The organism is Mesorhizobium sp. 113-1-2 (assembly GCF_016756475.1).
Lineage (GTDB): Bacteria > Pseudomonadota > Alphaproteobacteria > Rhizobiales > Rhizobiaceae > Mesorhizobium > Mesorhizobium loti_C.
This window is the reverse complement of record NZ_AP023242.1, coordinates 992,860-1,009,558: the sequence shown is the minus strand read 5'-3', so window position 1 is coordinate 1,009,558 and position 16,699 is coordinate 992,860. Positions and strand designations below refer to the sequence as shown.

General features: G+C 65.2%; 16 protein-coding genes and 1 pseudogene. 11 read left to right on the top strand and 6 right to left on the bottom strand.

The window, feature by feature from the left end; translation table 11 throughout:
- Positions 1–96: 96 nt before the first annotated feature.
- Positions 97–1,332 carry an amidohydrolase/deacetylase family metallohydrolase gene (locus JN279_RS04770; protein WP_202352146.1) on the bottom strand — a complete coding sequence of 412 codons (1,236 nt, stop codon included), beginning with the start codon at positions 1,330–1,332 and terminating at the stop codon, positions 97–99.
- A gap of 27 nt (positions 1,333–1,359) precedes the next feature.
- On the bottom strand, positions 1,360–1,725 hold the full coding sequence (locus JN279_RS04765; protein ID WP_140612859.1) for a RidA family protein: 366 nt from the start codon (positions 1,723–1,725) through the stop codon (positions 1,360–1,362).
- Positions 1,726–1,945: 220 nt separating this feature from the next.
- Between JN279_RS04765 and JN279_RS04760 the strand changes: the two genes are divergently transcribed.
- Entirely contained in the window at positions 1,946–2,431 is a 486-nt protein-coding gene (locus JN279_RS04760; RefSeq protein ID WP_202352145.1) for a hypothetical protein, read from the top strand.
- A gap of 304 nt (positions 2,432–2,735) precedes the next feature.
- Here JN279_RS04760 and JN279_RS04755 read toward each other — a convergent pair whose 3' ends face one another.
- A complete protein-coding gene (locus JN279_RS04755) occupies positions 2,736–3,791 on the bottom strand; it encodes a peptidase C39 family protein (protein WP_202352144.1) in 1,056 nt (351 codons plus the stop codon).
- A gap of 224 nt (positions 3,792–4,015) precedes the next feature.
- A complete protein-coding gene (locus tag JN279_RS04750; RefSeq protein WP_202352143.1) occupies positions 4,016–4,651 on the bottom strand; it encodes a methyltransferase family protein in 636 nt (211 codons plus the stop codon).
- Positions 4,652–4,917: 266 nt separating this feature from the next.
- Between JN279_RS04750 and JN279_RS04745 the strand changes: the two genes are divergently transcribed.
- The 9 genes from JN279_RS04745 to JN279_RS04705 all read left to right on the top strand — a co-directional run bounded on the left by JN279_RS04745 (position 4,918) and on the right by JN279_RS04705 (position 13,446).
- Complete coding sequence (locus tag JN279_RS04745; protein ID WP_202352142.1) at positions 4,918–5,175, top strand: hypothetical protein; 258 nt, start codon at positions 4,918–4,920, stop codon at positions 5,173–5,175.
- Positions 5,176–5,317: 142 nt separating this feature from the next.
- Positions 5,318–6,112, top strand: a complete 795-nt coding sequence (locus JN279_RS04740) for a COG4705 family protein (RefSeq protein ID WP_096458178.1) — start codon at positions 5,318–5,320, stop codon at positions 6,110–6,112.
- 82 nt (positions 6,113–6,194) lie between these two features.
- Positions 6,195–6,878, top strand: coding sequence for a winged helix-turn-helix domain-containing protein (locus tag JN279_RS04735; RefSeq protein WP_202352141.1), 684 nt, complete (start codon positions 6,195–6,197; stop codon positions 6,876–6,878).
- Positions 6,875–8,254 (top strand): sensor histidine kinase, encoded by a 1,380-nt coding sequence (locus JN279_RS04730; protein ID WP_096451891.1) that lies wholly within the window; start codon positions 6,875–6,877, stop codon positions 8,252–8,254. The genes JN279_RS04735 and JN279_RS04730 overlap by 4 nt, the downstream gene beginning before the upstream one ends.
- Positions 8,255–8,385: 131 nt before the next feature.
- A complete protein-coding gene (locus tag JN279_RS04725; RefSeq protein ID WP_096451893.1) occupies positions 8,386–8,991 on the top strand; it encodes a hypothetical protein in 606 nt (201 codons plus the stop codon).
- 1 nt (position 8,992) lies between these two features.
- The gene (locus JN279_RS04720) at positions 8,993–9,655 is read left to right on the top strand and encodes an ABC transporter ATP-binding protein (RefSeq protein ID WP_096451895.1); all 663 of its coding nucleotides are present in this window, start codon (positions 8,993–8,995) and stop codon (positions 9,653–9,655) included.
- Positions 9,648–10,331, top strand: coding sequence for an ABC transporter ATP-binding protein (locus tag JN279_RS04715; protein WP_244734409.1), 684 nt, complete (start codon positions 9,648–9,650; stop codon positions 10,329–10,331). The genes JN279_RS04720 and JN279_RS04715 overlap by 8 nt, the downstream gene beginning before the upstream one ends.
- Entirely contained in the window at positions 10,328–12,982 is a 2,655-nt protein-coding gene (locus JN279_RS04710) for an ABC transporter permease (RefSeq protein WP_096451899.1), read from the top strand. Before JN279_RS04715 ends, JN279_RS04710 begins: the two co-directional genes overlap by 4 nt.
- 209 nt (positions 12,983–13,191) lie before the next feature.
- Positions 13,192–13,446, top strand: a complete 255-nt coding sequence (locus tag JN279_RS04705; protein ID WP_202352140.1) for a DUF1344 domain-containing protein — start codon at positions 13,192–13,194, stop codon at positions 13,444–13,446.
- 32 nt (positions 13,447–13,478) lie between these two features.
- Here the strand turns inward: JN279_RS04705 and JN279_RS04700 are convergent.
- A pseudogene (locus JN279_RS04700) lies at positions 13,479–13,931 on the bottom strand (Lrp/AsnC family transcriptional regulator); the annotation flags it as partial.
- 99 nt (positions 13,932–14,030) lie between these two features.
- Here JN279_RS04700 and JN279_RS04695 point away from each other — a divergent pair.
- On the top strand, positions 14,031–15,134 hold the full coding sequence (locus JN279_RS04695; protein WP_096451905.1) for a saccharopine dehydrogenase family protein: 1,104 nt from the start codon (positions 14,031–14,033) through the stop codon (positions 15,132–15,134).
- A gap of 158 nt (positions 15,135–15,292) precedes the next feature.
- Here the strand turns inward: JN279_RS04695 and lpdA are convergent, their stop codons facing one another.
- Positions 15,293–16,687: a dihydrolipoyl dehydrogenase gene (gene lpdA, locus JN279_RS04690; protein WP_202352139.1), complete on the bottom strand. Its 1,395-nt coding sequence runs from the start codon at positions 16,685–16,687 to the stop codon at positions 15,293–15,295.
- Positions 16,688–16,699 lie beyond the last annotated feature (12 nt).

Sequence of the window (16,699 nt, the reverse complement as noted above, 5' to 3'; positions counted from 1 at the left end):
GGTTCTGCTCGATCTCAGTCTGACGAAGGTTTGCGTTCCGTCACGCCCCCCTCTGCCCTGCCGGGCATCTCCCCCACAAGGGGGGAGATTGGCTAATTACTCATGCCGGTGCCCGAAGTGCCGGGCGGCCACCTCGACATGCGTATGCGCGGCATGAGCCTCGAAACGCTCGGTCTCGCTGACATCGTCCACTGCCTCGTTCGGCCACCAGGTGCCGCCGATGACGATGCCTTCCGAGACCAGCCGCTGATCGGCGACCAACGCGGCGCCGACCGCGTCGACGAAGGTGAAACGGCCCGGCCGCTGGCGAAGGACAGTGACATCGCCGACGGTGCCGACCGCCAGCGTGCCGAGGTCCGGCCTGGCGATCGCCCGCGCCGGCGCTTGCGTCGCCGCGCGCAGCACCTCGACCAGAGGCATGCCGAGCGCCATCAGCTTCGACATGCAGACCAGAATGTCGAAGGCCGGCCCGTCGACGCAGTAGAGATGCACGTCGCTCGAGATGACGTCGGGCGCCAGCCCTTCGGCGAGCATGGCGCGCGCCACTTCGAAGTCGAACGAACCCATGCCGTGGCCGAGATCGAAGATGACGCCGCGCTCGCGCGCCAGCCGCATGTCGGGCCGCACCGCGCCGGAGGCGAAGACCGGTGCGTTGGGGAACGGCCGGAAGCAATGGGTGAGGATATCGCCCCGGCGCAGGCGCGGCAGCACTTCCGAGCGGCCGGGCGGCGGCTCGTCGATATGCGCCATCAGCGGCAGGCCGGCCTTGTCGGCGGCCTCCAGCGCCAGATCGACCGGCGCGATGCCGCTGGTGCCGCCGGCATGCTTGCCGGAGCGGACTTTCACGCCGACCACGACGTCCGCGTGTTCCCGCACTGCTGCCACCACCTCGCGCGGCTCGCAGAGCCTCAGATCGCTGCACTCGCCGACCGACACCGTCTGCGAGAAGCCGAAAATGCCGGCAAAGGAGATGTTGACATAGGCCAGGATGCGCACCTTCGAGCGCTCCATGACGTGTCGGCGGAAGCCGAGGAAATTGCCGGCCCCCGCGCTGCCCGCATCGATGAAGGTGGTCGTACCGCTTTTTGCCGCCAGCCGGTCGGCATCGACGCCGAGCGAGGTGCCGCCCCAATAGACGTGGCTGTGCAGGTCGACCAGGCCCGGCGCGACGATGCAGCCCGTCGCGTCGACGATCCTGGCGGCGCGGTCCGCCGGAATATCGGCGTCAAGCGCGGCGACCCGGCCGTTGGCAATGGCAACATCACGCGGTGCGTCGATGCCGGCCGCCGGATCGATCAGCCGTCCGCCCTTCAGCAGGAGGTCGAATTGCATGAGGGAACCTCCGCTTCGTTGCGTCTGTCAGACGGGCCGGTAGGCGACGGCCTCGACTTCGATTTTGATGTCGATCATCAGCCGCGATTCGACCGTGGTGCGGGCCGGCGGATTCTTCGGGAAGTGCCTGGCATAAACCGCGTTGAAGGCGCCGAAATCGCGCGCATCTTCCAGCCAGACGGTGGTCTTCACCACATCATCCAGCGTGCAGCCGGCCAGCGCGAGCGCCGCCTTCACATTGGCAAGCACCTGCTCGGTCTGTTCGGTGATGCCGCCCTTCACCACAATGCCGTCGCCGCCGACCGGAACCTGGCCCGAGACATAGACGAAGTCGCCGGCCCGCACGGCGGGCGACAGCGGCACATGGGATGTTCCAAAAGTCTGCTTGGGCAAGGGATCGCCTCCTCTGATTATACGACCGGACGCCAGGGCGGCGCCCGCTTCGGCGCAGATTTACCGCGATCGGGCCGGTCCCGATAGGGTCCTTGTTGGAAAGCAACATTCTTCGAAATTCATGTTGCTTTATTACAGGAGCGCTTGCATCGTGCGCGCCTGCCGGACGGCTTTCAAGCCGCCGTGGACCAATGCCTGTGCGAGACCGGAGAAACCGAGAATGACCTTCGACAAAAACCCGTTTCCGTCAGGCGACGCCGACCGCCACGCGCTGTGGGAGATGCTGGTGCGGCGCGACATTGACGCCTTCATCGGCCAGGACTGGTCGATGGTCGAAAACGACTTCATCGCCGAAAGCTTCTTCGGCATGCATGCGCATTTTCTCGCCAATGCCGACGCATGGCGGTTGCAATTCCCACGGCTGGAGATCTATCGCGACGAGTGGCTGCGCCAGGCCAGGGAAACGACGGCGACCCAATTCGCCGAGCCGCTGCGCGAGGCGATTTTTCGCGTCACCAATCTGCGTGACATCGATGTCGACGGCGACCGCGCCGTGTTGCACAAGAAATTCGACGGCTCCATCGCCAAGGCCGACGGCAGCGTCGACCGCTTGAAATGGCAGACGCTGTATTTCTGCCGGAAGGTCGAAGGCAGCTGGAAGATCGCCGGCTTTGTTGGGTATATGCCGTATCCGCTGGGAGCTTAGGAGCGTTTGAGCGGGAACGGGTTGGCGGGATTTCGCCGTTCGTTCGTCGGCTTATCATAGACCTTCGGGATTGGCGGAGCCCCTCCCGACTTCGTCATCCCTGGGCGAAGCAAGGAGCGAAGCGACGCGGCGCAGACCATAGGATCCATGCCGGGCCCCCAACGCGCTGCCACCGTGCAGAATTCTGCTCCGCTGCATTCCGTGGCATAGGTCCCGGCATGGATCCTCGGGTCTCCGCGACGCCGCTACGCGGCTGCTCCGCCCGTGGATGACGAAGTGACGGGCGTCTCAGCCAATCCAGAAATTATCGCCCGACCAGCACCGCGGCCCTGTAGGCCGGATTGCCGTACCAGGCCATCCGGTCGAGCTCCGCCGCCCTGACCGGCAGGTCGACGACATCCATCTTCTGTTCGAGCCGGTCAGGCTCGATCCAGGGGTCATTGACGAAATAGACCCCGTCGCCATGGCCATGGACGAGCACCCAGTGCGGGCAGGTGTGGCCCATCATCACGGCCTGATCGATCAGCACCAGTGGCAGAAACCCGCGATCGAGCGCCTGGCCGATCTCCTCGACGGCAAAGGCGCGCTCGTCGATCGGCAATGACGCGGCTTCGGCCTCGCGCTTGAAGCCGGCCTGCACGAAGCTCATCAGCCCGCGCCTTTCCTCCGAGCTGGCGCGGTCCAGAAAGATCGGTTCGGCGCTGCTCATGAACACTTCGACCCGCAGCCCGCGCCGGTGCGCCGCCAGCGCCAGGCCATAGGGGTCGCAGCCGCCCGGGCCGCTCGGACCGATGATGGTGGTGGCCTCGCGCCAGAGCTCGACCTCCAGCGCCCGGTCCGGCCGCAGGGCCGGATCGAGCCCGGCCATCGCCATGGCCAGCGCCGACGGCCCGCAGGTAAAACCCGCCGTCTGCGGCCAGGAGGGCGGTATCTGTCCATGCCCGGGGGCCGGCTCGATGCCGATCCAGCGCTGCAAAAAGCCGTCGCGGCGCTCCCACTGGCCGCCGATGCGCAGCACCGTGTCTTCGTCCGCGCGCAGGCACAGAATGTCCTGCGCAAGCGCCTCCGTCTCCAACACCTCCAGCAGGCGCGACCCGTTAGCCGCGATGAAGCTCGGAGCAGACCACAACAGGGCGATGCGCATCATCGCCGCCGCCGGCCGGCGCTGGCCGATCACGATCGCCTCCGGGCGGCCCTCGCTGTATTGCGCCACGCCGGTGACGCCGGCGATCTCCCGCAGGCTGGCCAAACGATCGCCGACCTCCGCCGGCACCGCCGCCGCAAGGCCCGCCCAGACGGATGCGTCTTCGGCGGTGAAGACTGTCACGCTGGCCCTGCTGGTCAGCAGCGAAGCTGGCATGGGGTCATCTCCGTTCGAAACCGGCCGGCCATCTTCTCCGCGATCGGCCGGTAGAGGCGGTCAGAGACCATCACGGCGCCGAGCGGCACATAACCCGATGTCAGCCGCTTGAGGCAGGGGATCATGTCGGCACGATGCCACAGACCGGCTCCAAGGCAAAGATCGCCGCGTTGCGCCCGAAACCGATGACGCCCCCTGGCACCGATTGGCCGTGCAAAGGCCGATCAGTAGAGCGTGATGAAGGCCGGGAACAGCAGGCCCGTATGCCGGAAGTATTCGACCAGCTCGATGGCCGGGAAGATGGCGAGGAAATAGAGCCCGTCATAAAAGGTGCGCTTCAGCGCGCGCGTCGAGAACTGCAGCTCGTCATTGTCGCGGTAGAGCAGCGGGTTCGGCCAGAAGCGCGGCGTCGCCCTGGTATAGGCGGTGTAGGCAGGGCCGAACTTGCCCAGCAGATATTCGGCTTCCTTGCGCGCCGTGACGCGGAAGATGAGGAAACTGGCCACACCAAGCACCGCTGCAGCCACCAGCGAGCCGTAGAGCAAACCGATGCCGACCGCGCCGATCGTCGAGAAGAAATAGAGCGGGTTCTGGCTTATCGAGAAGGGTCCCGTCGAAACCAGTTCCTCATTCTTCTTGCCGCCCACATAGAGGATGCTCCACAGCCGGCCGGCAACGCAGGCGAGCACCAGGCAGAAGCCGAGGAATTCCAGCGTTTCGTGACCGTTCGATCCCTCGGCGAGCGCCGGCTTGGTGAGGAGCAGCAGCACCACCGCCAGCACCGCCGCGGCCCGAACGAAGATCAACCGCTTGCGCTGGACGAAAGCCTTTGAAACCGGCTTGAGCGAAGCATAGGTCATTCGTGTTTTCCTGGGGCACGGATTGCGGTGCCGGCGCACTGGGGCACGCTATTGATGGCGGATACAAGGCGGTCCCTTTCTATCAGCGCAACGCGCGGCGTTCGTAAAGGCCTTTTGCGCCAACCAGCTCCATCCTTACGAATTTGTATGCCCCGGGACAGGCTGGAGTGAAGTCGCTTCCTTATCGTTCAGATGCCGGCCCGCCAATTAGGGGCCGGTTTCAATTACGGCAGCCGGGCCACCGGCATCATGTAGGGAATGGTTTCATGACAAGATTTGCACTTGCCGTCGCAGTGGGCGCCCTCGCTGTATCGGCCTCGATTTCCACAGTTTATGCGGCCCCCGCGCCTTGTGAGGAAAGTTTGAAGGCCCTTCGTGCCGCTGAAGCGACAGCCAAGCTCAACGACGCCGACAAGAACAAGGTCTCGGAACTGGAGACCAAGGGCATCGAACGCTGCAATGCCGACGACGACAAGCGCGCCGACGACTTCTTCGCCCAGGCCATGAAAGTCATGGGCAAGTAGTCCATGCCATCCAAGCACCCTCGGGCCTCACCCGAGGGTGTGCAGCGATGAGACATGTCATGCATGAAATAGGGGCGGATCGCACGAATCCCTCGCGATGCGCTTTCATCCCCCCGCAACGATCAACCTCAGGACTTCAGCCATGCTCCCGACCAACAAGCAGCCTGCCGGACCGAGCCAGAACAGGGTTCCGGACGTCACCCTCGACTTCTGGCTGATCAAGCTGATGGCGGTCACCATGGGCGAGACGGCGGCCGACTATCTCGCCGTCAATCTCGGGCTCGGGCTGACCGTCACCTCGCTGATCATGACCGGCGTGCTCATCGTTGCCCTTGTCCTGCAGTTCGCGCAGAAACGCTACGTGCCCTGGGCTTACTGGCTGGCGGTGGTGCTGATCAGCGTCGTCGGCACGCTGATCACCGACAACCTCGTCGACACTTTCGGCGTGCGCCTGCAGACAACGACGATCGCCTTCTCGGTCGCGCTCGCCGCGACATTCGCGGTCTGGTACGCCAGCGAAAGAACGCTGTCGATCCACACCATCTTCACCACCCGCCGCGAGATCTTCTACTGGCTGGCGATCCTGTTCACCTTCTCGCTCGGTACCGCCGCCGGCGATCTCGTCGCCGAGAGCTTCGACATGGGCTATCTCCAGTCGGGCCTCATGTTCGGCGGCGTCATCGCGCTGATCGCGCTTGCCTATTATCTCGTCAATCTCGACGCCATCCTGGCCTTCTGGCTCGCATACATCCTGACGCGCCCGCTCGGCGCCTCCTTCGGCGATCTTCTGTCGCAGCCGGTCGAATATGGCGGCCTCGGTTTCGGCACCACCTTCACCAGCCTGATCTTCCTCGGCTGCATCGCTGCGCTGGTTCTCTACATGACGCTGAAGAAAACCGCCGGCGATGCCGACGAGATCCTGCTGGAGTCGGATTAGGCCTCGGCCATCCTGCCATCCTAGGAACGGGGGCATGCCGGTGATAGCCTGTGCCCGATATCGGCAATCAACCGGAACAGCGATGCGACTTCTTCTTGTCGAGGACGACCACAGGACGGCGGACTATATCGTTAAGGGGCTGACCGAGGCCGGCCATGTCTGCGACCTCCTGCGCAACGGGCATGATGCGCTTTTCGCCGCGACCAGCGGCGGCTATGACGTGATCATCGCCGACCGCATGCTGCCGGGTCTCGACGGCCTGTCGATGATCAAGGCGGTGCGCGCCGCGGGTGTGCGCACGCCGGCGATCTTCCTCACCTCCGTCGGCGGTGTCGACGACCGGGTCGAGGGGCTGGAGGCCGGCGGCGACGACTATCTGGTTAAGCCCTTCGCCTTTTCCGAACTGCTTGCCCGCATCAATGCCCTTGGCCGCCGGCCGGCGGCGCAGGAGCAGAAGACGGTGCTGCGGGTCGCCGACCTCGAAATGGACCTCATCATGCGGCGCGTCACGCGCCAGGGCCAGCCGATCGACCTGCAGCCCAGGGAATTCAGCCTGCTGGAGGTGCTGATGCGCGGCGAAGGCCGCGTCATCACCCGCACCATGCTTCTGGAGCGCGTCTGGGACTTTCATTTCGATCCCAAGACCAGCGTTGTCGAGACCCACATCAGCCGGTTGCGGGCCAAGATCGACAAGCCGTTCGAGACCCAGCTCCTCCACACCGTCCGCAACACCGGCTACAGCCTGCACGCACCGCTTGCGTCATGACCGGAACATGGGCCCGCCTGCTGCGCAGCACGCCGTTCCGGCTCGCCCTGACATTCGGCTTCCTGTTCATGCTGGCCTTCGTGCTGTCGGGCGCCATCGTCTACCAGATGATGAGCGCCGATCTTGCCGAACGGCTCGACGAGAACATCAAGGAAACCTATTCGGTCGTCGCCGCCACCTATGCCGCGAACGATCTGGAGGACCTTGTCGCCACGATCGAAAGCCATGCAAAGCTCAGCCCGAAGAAAGAACAGCTGTTTTCGCTGACCGACCCGGCCGGAAACCACCTGGCCGGCAACTTCACCGCCGCCGGGCTTCCCGACGGGTTCTCGGCCTTCGACGCCGTGTTGCCGGGCGTCCCTCCGGATACGGAATATCGAGCCTTTTCCGGTTCGGTCGGCGGCAACAATCTGACGGTCGCCTTCAGCCTTTCCGAAACGGAGGAGCTGGAAACGGTGGCGATGATGAGCTTCGGCTGGGCAACCCTGATCATCACCGGGCTGGCGGTCGCCGGCGGAGCCCTGCTCGCTGCACGCGTACAGAGCCGTCTCGACGGCATTGCCGCCACGATGGTCGATGTCTCGCATGGCCGGCTGGATACCCGCATTCCGCTGACCGGCAAGGGTGACGATATCGACATCGTCTCCAGCCAGATCAACGCGGCGCTCGACCGCTTGTCAGCCTTGGTCGACGGCATGAAACAGGTGAGCGCCAACATTGCGCATGATTTGAAGACACCGCTCAACCGCCTGCAGATGATCCTGGAGGGCGCCGCCTACAAGGCCGCGCGGGAACAGGACGTCTCCGATGATCTCGCCGACGCGCGCGCGGAGGGCCATCAGATCAACGAGACCTTCGATGCGCTGTTGCGGATCGCCCAGATCGAAGCCGGCGCGCGCAAGGCCCGCTTCACCGATCTCGATCTCGACGAGATCCTGCAAACCATCGCCGAAATCTACACCGATGTGGCCGAGGACGACGGTAAGGTGCTGTTGTCGACGCAGCTAAACGAAACGGTGGACCGGATCCACGGCGATCGGGAACTGTTGACGCAGATGTTTGCCAATCTGGTCGAGAATGCGTTGCGCCATTGCCCGCCCGACACGACCATCAGACTGTCGGTGACGCGCCGGGGCGACCGCGTCCTTGCCACCGTCGCCGACAACGGCCCCGGCATTGCCGCCGACGAGCGCGAAAAAGTGTTTCAGCGGCTCTACCGGCTGGACCATAGCCGCTCGACGCCGGGCAACGGCCTCGGCCTCAGCCTTGTGCGGGCCATCGCCGATCTCCACGGGGCATCCATCGCCCTTGACGATTGTCAGCCCGGCCTCGCCGTGGTGGTGAGCTTCCCGTTGGTAAGATCGGCGGCGTCATAGGGCCGGAAGCTGGTGCCGGAAACTTGCCAAAGCGCCAATAGCTTACCAAAGCGTATGAGGCCGGCGACCCGCCCGTAAGCTTGCAGCGGCATAGTGAATGGACCTAACCGTCCATCGAAAGGCCGCGGAAAATGAAACCCTTTTTTCGGAAAATCACCCGCGTGTTGCCCGCTCTCGCCGTCGCGGCGTGCCTGGGCACGACGGCCGCTATGCTTCCAGTGCTTGGCAGCCTGCCGGCTTCGGCCGCCGAAAAACCCGTCCAGCCAGAGAAGAACCCGCCGGGCGACATTCCAGATTCGCAGGTCTTCATCGACTACATCTCGCCGCAAGGGTTCGCCCTGAAGGTGCCGGAGGGCTGGGCACGGTCGGATCGTGCCGACGGCGCCAGCTTCGTCGACAAGCTGGACGGCGTCGTGGTCTCAGTTTCCAAGGCTGACGCCGCGCCCACCGTCGACAGCGCCAAGGCGGACTATGTCGCCAAGCTCGAGGCATCCGGTCGCGCTGTGCGGGTGAGCGCCGTCAAGCAGGTCAAGCTGCCGGCCGGCACCGCGATCCGCATCGTCTACACCTCGAACTCCGAGCCGAATGCGGTCACCAACCGGCAGGTTCGCCTCGAAAACGAACGCTACCTCTATTTCAAGGACGGCAAGCTCGTCGCGCTCGAACTCTATGCGCCCAAGGGCGCCGACAATGTCGACCAGTGGCAGCTGATGTCGAGCTCATTCCGGTGGAAATAAGATGCACGCGTTGGACGCGCATGAACTCTATCGATTCTTCCACTTGGGCGACGACGAGACGGCCGCATTGCGGGGCGTCAGCTTCCACGTGACCGCCGGCGAGATCGTCGCCCTGGTCGGGCCCTCGGGCAGCGGCAAATCGACCTTGCTGGCCTGCGTGACCGGCCTCGATGAACCGGATGGCGGCTATGTCGAGGTGGGCGGCGTCCGGCTGACCCGGCGTCCGGAGGCGCACCGCGCGCGCGTTCGCGCCGCCAGCTTCGGCATTCTTCTGCAGTCGGGAAACCTGTTCGGTCACTTGAGTGTCGAGCAGAACCTTCGGTTGCAGATGCTGCTGGCGAACAAGCGGGACGACCGGCGAATGGCCAGCCTGCTGGAAAGTGTCGGGCTTTCGCATCGCGCCCGCGCCTTCCCGACCGAGCTGTCCGGTGGCGAGACCGCGCGCGCAGGCCTTGCCGTGGCGCTGGCCGCCGACCCGCCGATCCTAATTGCCGACGAGCCGACCGCGGAAGTCGATAGCGAGACCGAATCCCGGCTGATCGCTCATTTCGAGGCGAGGCGCGACGCCGGACTGGCAACGCTGCTGGCCACCCACAGCAAGGCGTTGGCGCAGAAGGCCGATCGCATCATCAGGCTGAAGGATGGGAGGATCGTCCGTGGCTGAAACGCTCGTCGTCGCAAAAGGCCTCGGGCGGGACTTCCGGGACGGCAATGCCGGCCGGATCAGCGTGCTGCGCAATGTCGACTGCGAGATCGCGTCGGGCGCGCGCATCGCTCTCGTCGGGCCTTCTGGCAGCGGCAAGACGACGCTGCTGCATATTCTTGGCGGCCTCGACCGGCCGACGGCCGGTAGCGTCGAATGGCCGGGGCTTGGAGCGTTCGAGACCCTGAGGCCGCGTCAGATCGGCTTCGTATTCCAGTCGCCCAGCCTGTTTCCTGCCCTCACCGCTGTCCAGAATGTCGGCCTGCCCATGCTGCTGGCCGGCGAGAATGTCGGCGCCGACGATATCGCGGCATCCCTTCTGCAATCGTTCGGTCTCGGCGGACTCGGCGACAAGCTGCCGGAGGAACTGTCCGGCGGCCAGGCCCAGCGTATTGCCATGGCGCGCGCTCTGGCCATGGGTCCGAAACTTGTGCTTGCCGATGAGCCGACCGGGCAGCTGGACAGCCGAACGGCGCTACGCTTCTTCGACGCCGTGTTCGACCACCTGGAAGGCACCGACATCGCCCTGGTCGTTGCCACGCATGACGAAGCCGTGGCCAACCGCATGGCGGCGCGCTGGACGATGGATCACGGCCGGCTCGTCACCGGCCGCCGGCCGGGGGCGGCTGCCGCATGATGGCCCTGCTGTGGATTCGTGGTGTGCTTGCCCGCCGCTTTCTGGGCGTGGCCGGTGCCGCCGCCGGCATCGCGCTGACGGTTGCTCTGCTCGCGGAGATGGCGCTCTTCCTCGCCAACGCCGGAGCATCGATGACCGCCCGCGCCGTGTCGGCGGTTCCAATCGACTGGCAGGTGCAGGTGATTTCGGGTGCCGATCCGGACCCCGTCGGCAAGGCGCTGAGCGAAGCTGCTCCGGTCAAGGCCGTGCATCAGGTCCGCTATGCCGATGTCGCCGGATTCGAGGCCCGAACCGGCGGCACGACCCAGACCACGGGGCCTGGCCAGGCGGTTGCTTTCGACAGCCGGTATTCCAGCGATTTCCCGACGGAAATCCGCTCGCTTTCCGGCATCCTCGACGGCGCACTGATTGCCCAGCAGACAGCCGCCAACCTCCATGTCGGTCCCGGCGATGCTGTCTCGATCCAGCGGATCGGCCTGCCGCCGGCGGAGGTCAGGATTGCCGGCGTGGTCGACCTCCCGGACGCCGACGCCCTGTTCCAGGCTGTCGGCCTGCCGCCGCAGGCCGCGCCGCAGGCCCCGCCCGACAATGTCCTCATCCTGCCGCTGGAAGCCTGGCGGCAAGTGTTCGATCCGCAGCAGAAGGCGCGCCCCGACACCACCCGGCTGCAATTGCATGTGCGGCTTGCCCGCGAAGCGCTGCCATCGGATCCAGTCACCGCCTACACTTTTGTCACCGCCGCCCAGCACAATCTCGAGGCGCGGGTCGCCGGTCAGGCCCTGGTGGCCGACAATCTCGGCGCGCGCCTCGGGGCGGTCCGCGAGGACGCACTGTACGCCTCCGTCCTGTTCCTGTTTCTCGGGCTGCCCGGCGTCGCGCTGGCGGTTGCGCTTACCTTTGCCGTCACCGCGTCCGGTGCGGCACGCCGGCGCACGGAGCAGGCGCTGCTTCGCGTCCGCGGCGCGACGATCAAGGACATCCTGCTTCTATCCGCCACGGAAGCCGCCGTTGCCGCCATCGGCGGCACCGCGATCGGCATGGCCGCAGCATCGCTGCTTGCCATCATCGCGCCGGGCCTCGCGGCCGCGCTTGGCGTCGACGGGCCCACGCTGCTTCTTGTCGCCGTCTTCGGGCTGCTGGTCGGGTTCATCGCCTTTCTCTATCCGGCCTGGCGGGACGCGCGCTGGGCGACCGTGACCGCGGCGCGGCGCACCGTGAGCCGACCGAGCGCGCCGCTCTGGCAGCGCTTGTGGCTGGACATCCTGCTGCTCGGGGCGGCGGGCTTGTTCTTCTGGCAATCGGCGAGCACCGGATACCAGATCGTGCTTGCGCCCGAAGGTGTGGCGGCGACATCGGTGGACTACAAGGCATTCATCGCACCGGCCTTGTTCTGGCTCGGCATGGCATTGCTGACGATCAGGCTGTCGGCCGCGGTCATCGTCGGCAATGGCGCGCTCCTGCGCATGATCATTGCCCCGGCGTCGGGACCGCTGGCGCGCGTTGTATCGGCCGCTCTCTCGCGGCAAGCGAGGCGGCTGACGATCGGCATTGCGATGACCGCGCTGGCCATCTCCTTCGCCACGTCGACCGCCATCTTCAACACCACCTACAATGCCCAGGCGCGCATCGACGCCGAACTCACCAACGGTTCCGACGTCACCGTCTTCGGCACGACGGACAAACCGGCCGGAGCGCACTTGGCGGCTCTCGCCTCGCTGCCCGAAACGGCGGCGGCCGAGCCGATGCAGCATCGTTTCGCTTATGTCGGGGCGGACCTGCAGGACCTCTACGGCATCGATCCCGGCCGCATCGGGCGGGCCACCGGTCTTTCCGATGCCTATTTCAGTGGCGCCAGCGCGGCCGGCACGCTCGCCCTGCTCGCCGCCACACCGGACGGTGTCCTGGTATCGGAAGAGACCGTCCAGGATTTCCAGCTCCAGCAAGGCGATACGATCAATTTGCGGCTCATCGATGCCAGGGATCACCAGTATCATCCCGTGGCCTTCAAGTTCATCGGCGTCACCCGCGAATTTCCGACCGCGCCAAAGGATTCCTTCCTTGTCGCCAATTCGGCCTATGTCGCCCGCATGACCGGCTCCGACGCGTCCGAATATGTGCTCATGCGAGCCAGAGCGGATCCTGCAGCGCTGGCGCGGCAGGTTTCGTCGGTGCTCACTTCCGATCCGTCGCTGAAGGTGGCCGATATCGGCCAGGCGGCACATCTCATCGGCTCGAGCCTGACCGCGGTCGATCTCGGCGGATTGACGACAATCGAACTGGGTTTCGCGGTCGTCATGGCCGCGGCGGCCGCCGGACTGATGCTGGCGCTGGGGTTCTTCGAGCGTCGCCGGCCTTTCGCCATCCTGGCCGCGATCGGCGCCAAACCGCGCCAGCTCGCGGCCTTCCTCTGGAGCGAAGGCCTGCTGATCCTCGTTGGCGGCATGATATTCGGCCTGCTTTCGGGCCTGCTGACGGCATGGATGCTGGTCAAGCTGCTGACCGGCGCTTTCGATCCACCACCCGAAGCACTGTCGATCCCCTGGCTTTATCTGGCGGTCATGCTCGGTCTCGTCGCCGCCTCGGTGGCTGCCGCCGTTTGGTCCGCCAGGCCGTCGGAGGGACAGGCAGCGGAACAGTTGCGCGACCTGTAAGCCGGGCGTCGATTACGTATTTGTAAACTCGCGGCCAGCCCGCCGAAAACTCCGCGGTCTAGGCTCGTTTCGTCTCTCAGCGGAGCAATTCCAGGAAAGCCCGAAACAGGGAGCTGGAGAGACTGATCCGGCAGCCAGACGGCCGGATATCAAGCCGCTCCAGGCCAATGGCCGGCGGCTCCACAACCAGGCCAAACGGGAGAAAGACCATGAAGAAATCAGCTATCGCAGCCGCAATGATACTCGTCGTCGTATCCTCGACCGGTGCTTTCGCCAAGGCGGCCACCGGCACCATTGCAAGCATCGACAAGAAGGGCGACTCGATCACGCTTTCCGATGGCAAGACTTTCATCCTGCCGGAAGGCATCGAAGCCGAAACGCTGAAGGTCGGCGAGAAGGTGGTGGTGACCTATTCGACCAAGGCCGGGAAACTGGCGGCATCGAGCATCCAGCCGGCTAAATAGACGAACGCCAGTGCATGTCGCCCAAAGGGCATTCAACGATCGATCCGCGTCGAAAGAATGATCGACGAAGAGGTCCGCTCGACCCCGTCCATGGCGCCGATCTGGTCGAGCAGCGCGTCGAGGTCGCGGATCGACGGTGCGTCGACGATGACGATCATGTCGAAATTGCCGCTGACCGAGTGCAGCGTCCTGACCGGCGGCAGCGCCTGCAGCGCCCGCACCACCTTGTCGGCAAGCTTGGGCGTCACGGTCAAAAGCACATGCGCCTTGACCAGCCCTTGCTCATAGTCAGCGGCGAGCTTGACACCGTAGCCTGATATGATGCCGCGCTGTTCCAGTCGCTCGATCCGGCTCTGCACCGTCGTGCGCGACACGCCAAGCCGCCGCGCCAGTTCGGCGGTGGAGGCGCGCGCGTTGGAACGCAGCAGGGAAAGCAGCGCCTGTTCGGCTTCGCTGAGCATTTCGACGAACTCCTTCGGCGGATCGTCTAAAGATAGGGTTCACTCTGCCAGATTTCACGCTTCCTTTCGACAGGCAAGCTGCGATCATTCCCGTCAATTCGAATTTGGCAGGGGTATTTGACCATGAACAACATCGTTATCGTCGGCGCCGGCAAGATCGGCTCGACCATCGCCGGGATGCTTGCCGCAACCGGCGACTACCGCGTCACCCTCGTCGACCGCTCGGCGGCGCAGCTCGCCGCGGCCGAAGTGCCCGCCGGCGTCGAGACGCTCGAACTTGACATTGCCGCTCCCGGCACGCTTGAGGCAGCCTTGGCCGGCAAGTTCGCGGTGCTGAGCGCTGCCCCCTTCCACCTCACCACGCGCATCGCCGAAGCGGCGGCAAGTGCGGGCGTGCACTATCTCGACCTCACCGAGGATGTCGTCTCGACCCGCCGCGTCAAGGAACTGGCCAAGTCCGGCAAGAGCGCCTTCATCCCGCAATGCGGGCTGGCCCCGGGCTTCATCTCGATCGTCGCCAATGATCTCGCCAGCCGCTTCGACACGCTGGAAAGCGTGCGCATGCGCGTCGGCGCGCTGCCGCAATACCCGTCCAACGCGCTGAACTACAATCTGACCTGGAGCACCGACGGCGTCATCAACGAATATTGCGAGCCTTGCGAGGCGATCGTCGAGGGCGAGCTGATCGAAGTGCCGCCGCTGGAGGAGCGCGAGGAATTCTCGCTCGACGGTGTCACCTACGAGGCGTTCAACACGTCTGGCGGGCTGGGCACTTTGGCCGAGACGCTGAAGGGCAAGGTGCGCACGCTGAACTACCGCACCATCCGCTATCCCGGCCATGCCGCGATCATGAAGGCGCTGCTCAACGATCTCGGCCTTCGCCACCGCCGCGACGTGCTGAAGGACATCTTTGAAAGCGCCCTGCCGGCGACGCTGCAGGACGTGGTCATCGTCTTCGTCACCGTCTCCGGCCGCCGCAACGGCCGCCTGCTGCAGGAAACCTACGCCAACAAGATCTATTCGCAGCGCGTCGGCAACCAGGTACGCAGCGCCATCCAGATCACCACGGCGTCCGGCATCTGCGCCGTGCTCGACATGCTGGCCGACGGCAGCCTGCCGGCAACCGGCTTCGTCAAGCAGGAAGACATCGCGCTGGATGCGTTTTTGGCCAACCGTTTTGGACGGGCCTATGCGCAGCACGAGATGGTGAGCCGGCTGGCGAGCTGAGCTTTTCACCCTCCCCCTTGTGGGGAGGGTCGGCTCGCAATCGGAGCGAAGCGGAGATTGCGGGACGGGGTGGGGGGTGAGCGCCGACGGTCGGTGAAGACCCCCACCCCGCTCCGCTTCGCGGATCGACCCTCCCCACAAGGGGGAGGGTAAGCGCTCTAAATATGCAGCGCGTGGCCGAGCGCCTTCAGTGCCGCTTCCTGGAAGCCCTCGCCCTGCGTCGGGTGCGCATGGATGGTGCCGGCGATATCCTCCAGCCGCGCGCCCATCTCCAGCGCTAGCCCGAACGCTGCCGACAGTTCCGACACGCCTTGCCCAACCGCCTGGATGCCGAGCACCAGATGGTTGTCCGCACGCGCCACGACGCGGACAAACCCATCCTCGCCGAGCTTGGTCATCGCCCGCCCATTGGCGGCGAACGGGAAAAGGCCGATCTTGATCTCGCATTGAGCCTTGGCTTCCTCGGGCGACAGCCCTGCCGTCACCAGCTCCGGATCGGTGAAGCAGACGGCGGGAATGGAGCGCTTGTCCCAGCTGCGCTTATGGCCGGCGACGATCTCGGCGACCATTTCGCCTTGCGCCATCGCCCGATGCGCCAGCATCGGTTCGCCGGTGACGTCGCCGATAGCGAAGATGCCGCGCATCGAGCTGCGGCACTGGTCGTCGATCTTGATGAATTTCCCAGCCATATCCAGGTCGATCTGGTCGAGGCCCCAGCCTTCCGTCACCGGTTTGCGGCCGACCGTCACCAGGATCTTGTCGGCGGTGACCTTGGCATTCTTGCCGTCCGCTGTCTCGACCAGCAGCGCGTCGCCCTTGGTCGACAGGCCCTTCGCCTTGGCCCCTGTCATCACTTCGATACCGAGTGCGGCGAGCCGCTTGACCACCGGCCGGGTCAGCTCGGCGTCATACTGCGCCAGCGCGCGCGGCAAGGCCTCGACCACGGTGACTTCTGCGCCCATCTTGGCAAAGGCCATGCCAAGCTCCAGCCCGATATAGCCGCCACCCACAACCGCAAGCTTCTTCGGCACCTCACTCAAAGCCAGCGCCTCCGTGGACGATATCACTGGCCCGCCAAAGGGCAGGAACGGCAGTTCGACCGGCGCCGAGCCGGTGGCGATGACGATCGTCTCGGCCCGGATCACCTGGCTTCCCGTTTCGGTTTCGACCTCGACGGTCTTGCCGTCGCGGAACGTCGCCCAGCCATGCACGGTCTTCACGCCGGCCTTCTTCAAAAGGCCAGCGACGCCGCTGTTGAGCCGGCTGACAATGCCGTCCTTCCAGGCGACGGTTTTGGTAAGATCGAGCACCGGTGCCGAGACCGAAATGCCAAGCGGGCTCTTGCCGCCGGCCATGTGCGCGACCTTCTCGAACTCTTCGGCCGCATGAATCAGCGCCTTGGACGGGATGCAGCCGACATTGAGGCAGGTGCCGCCCGGCTTGCCGGCTTCGACGATCACCGTGTCGACGCCGAGCTGGCCGGCACGGATGGCGCAGATGTAGCCACCCGGACCGGCGCCGATGACGAGCAGCTTGCAGGAGATTTCTTTCATCGTGTCACCTCG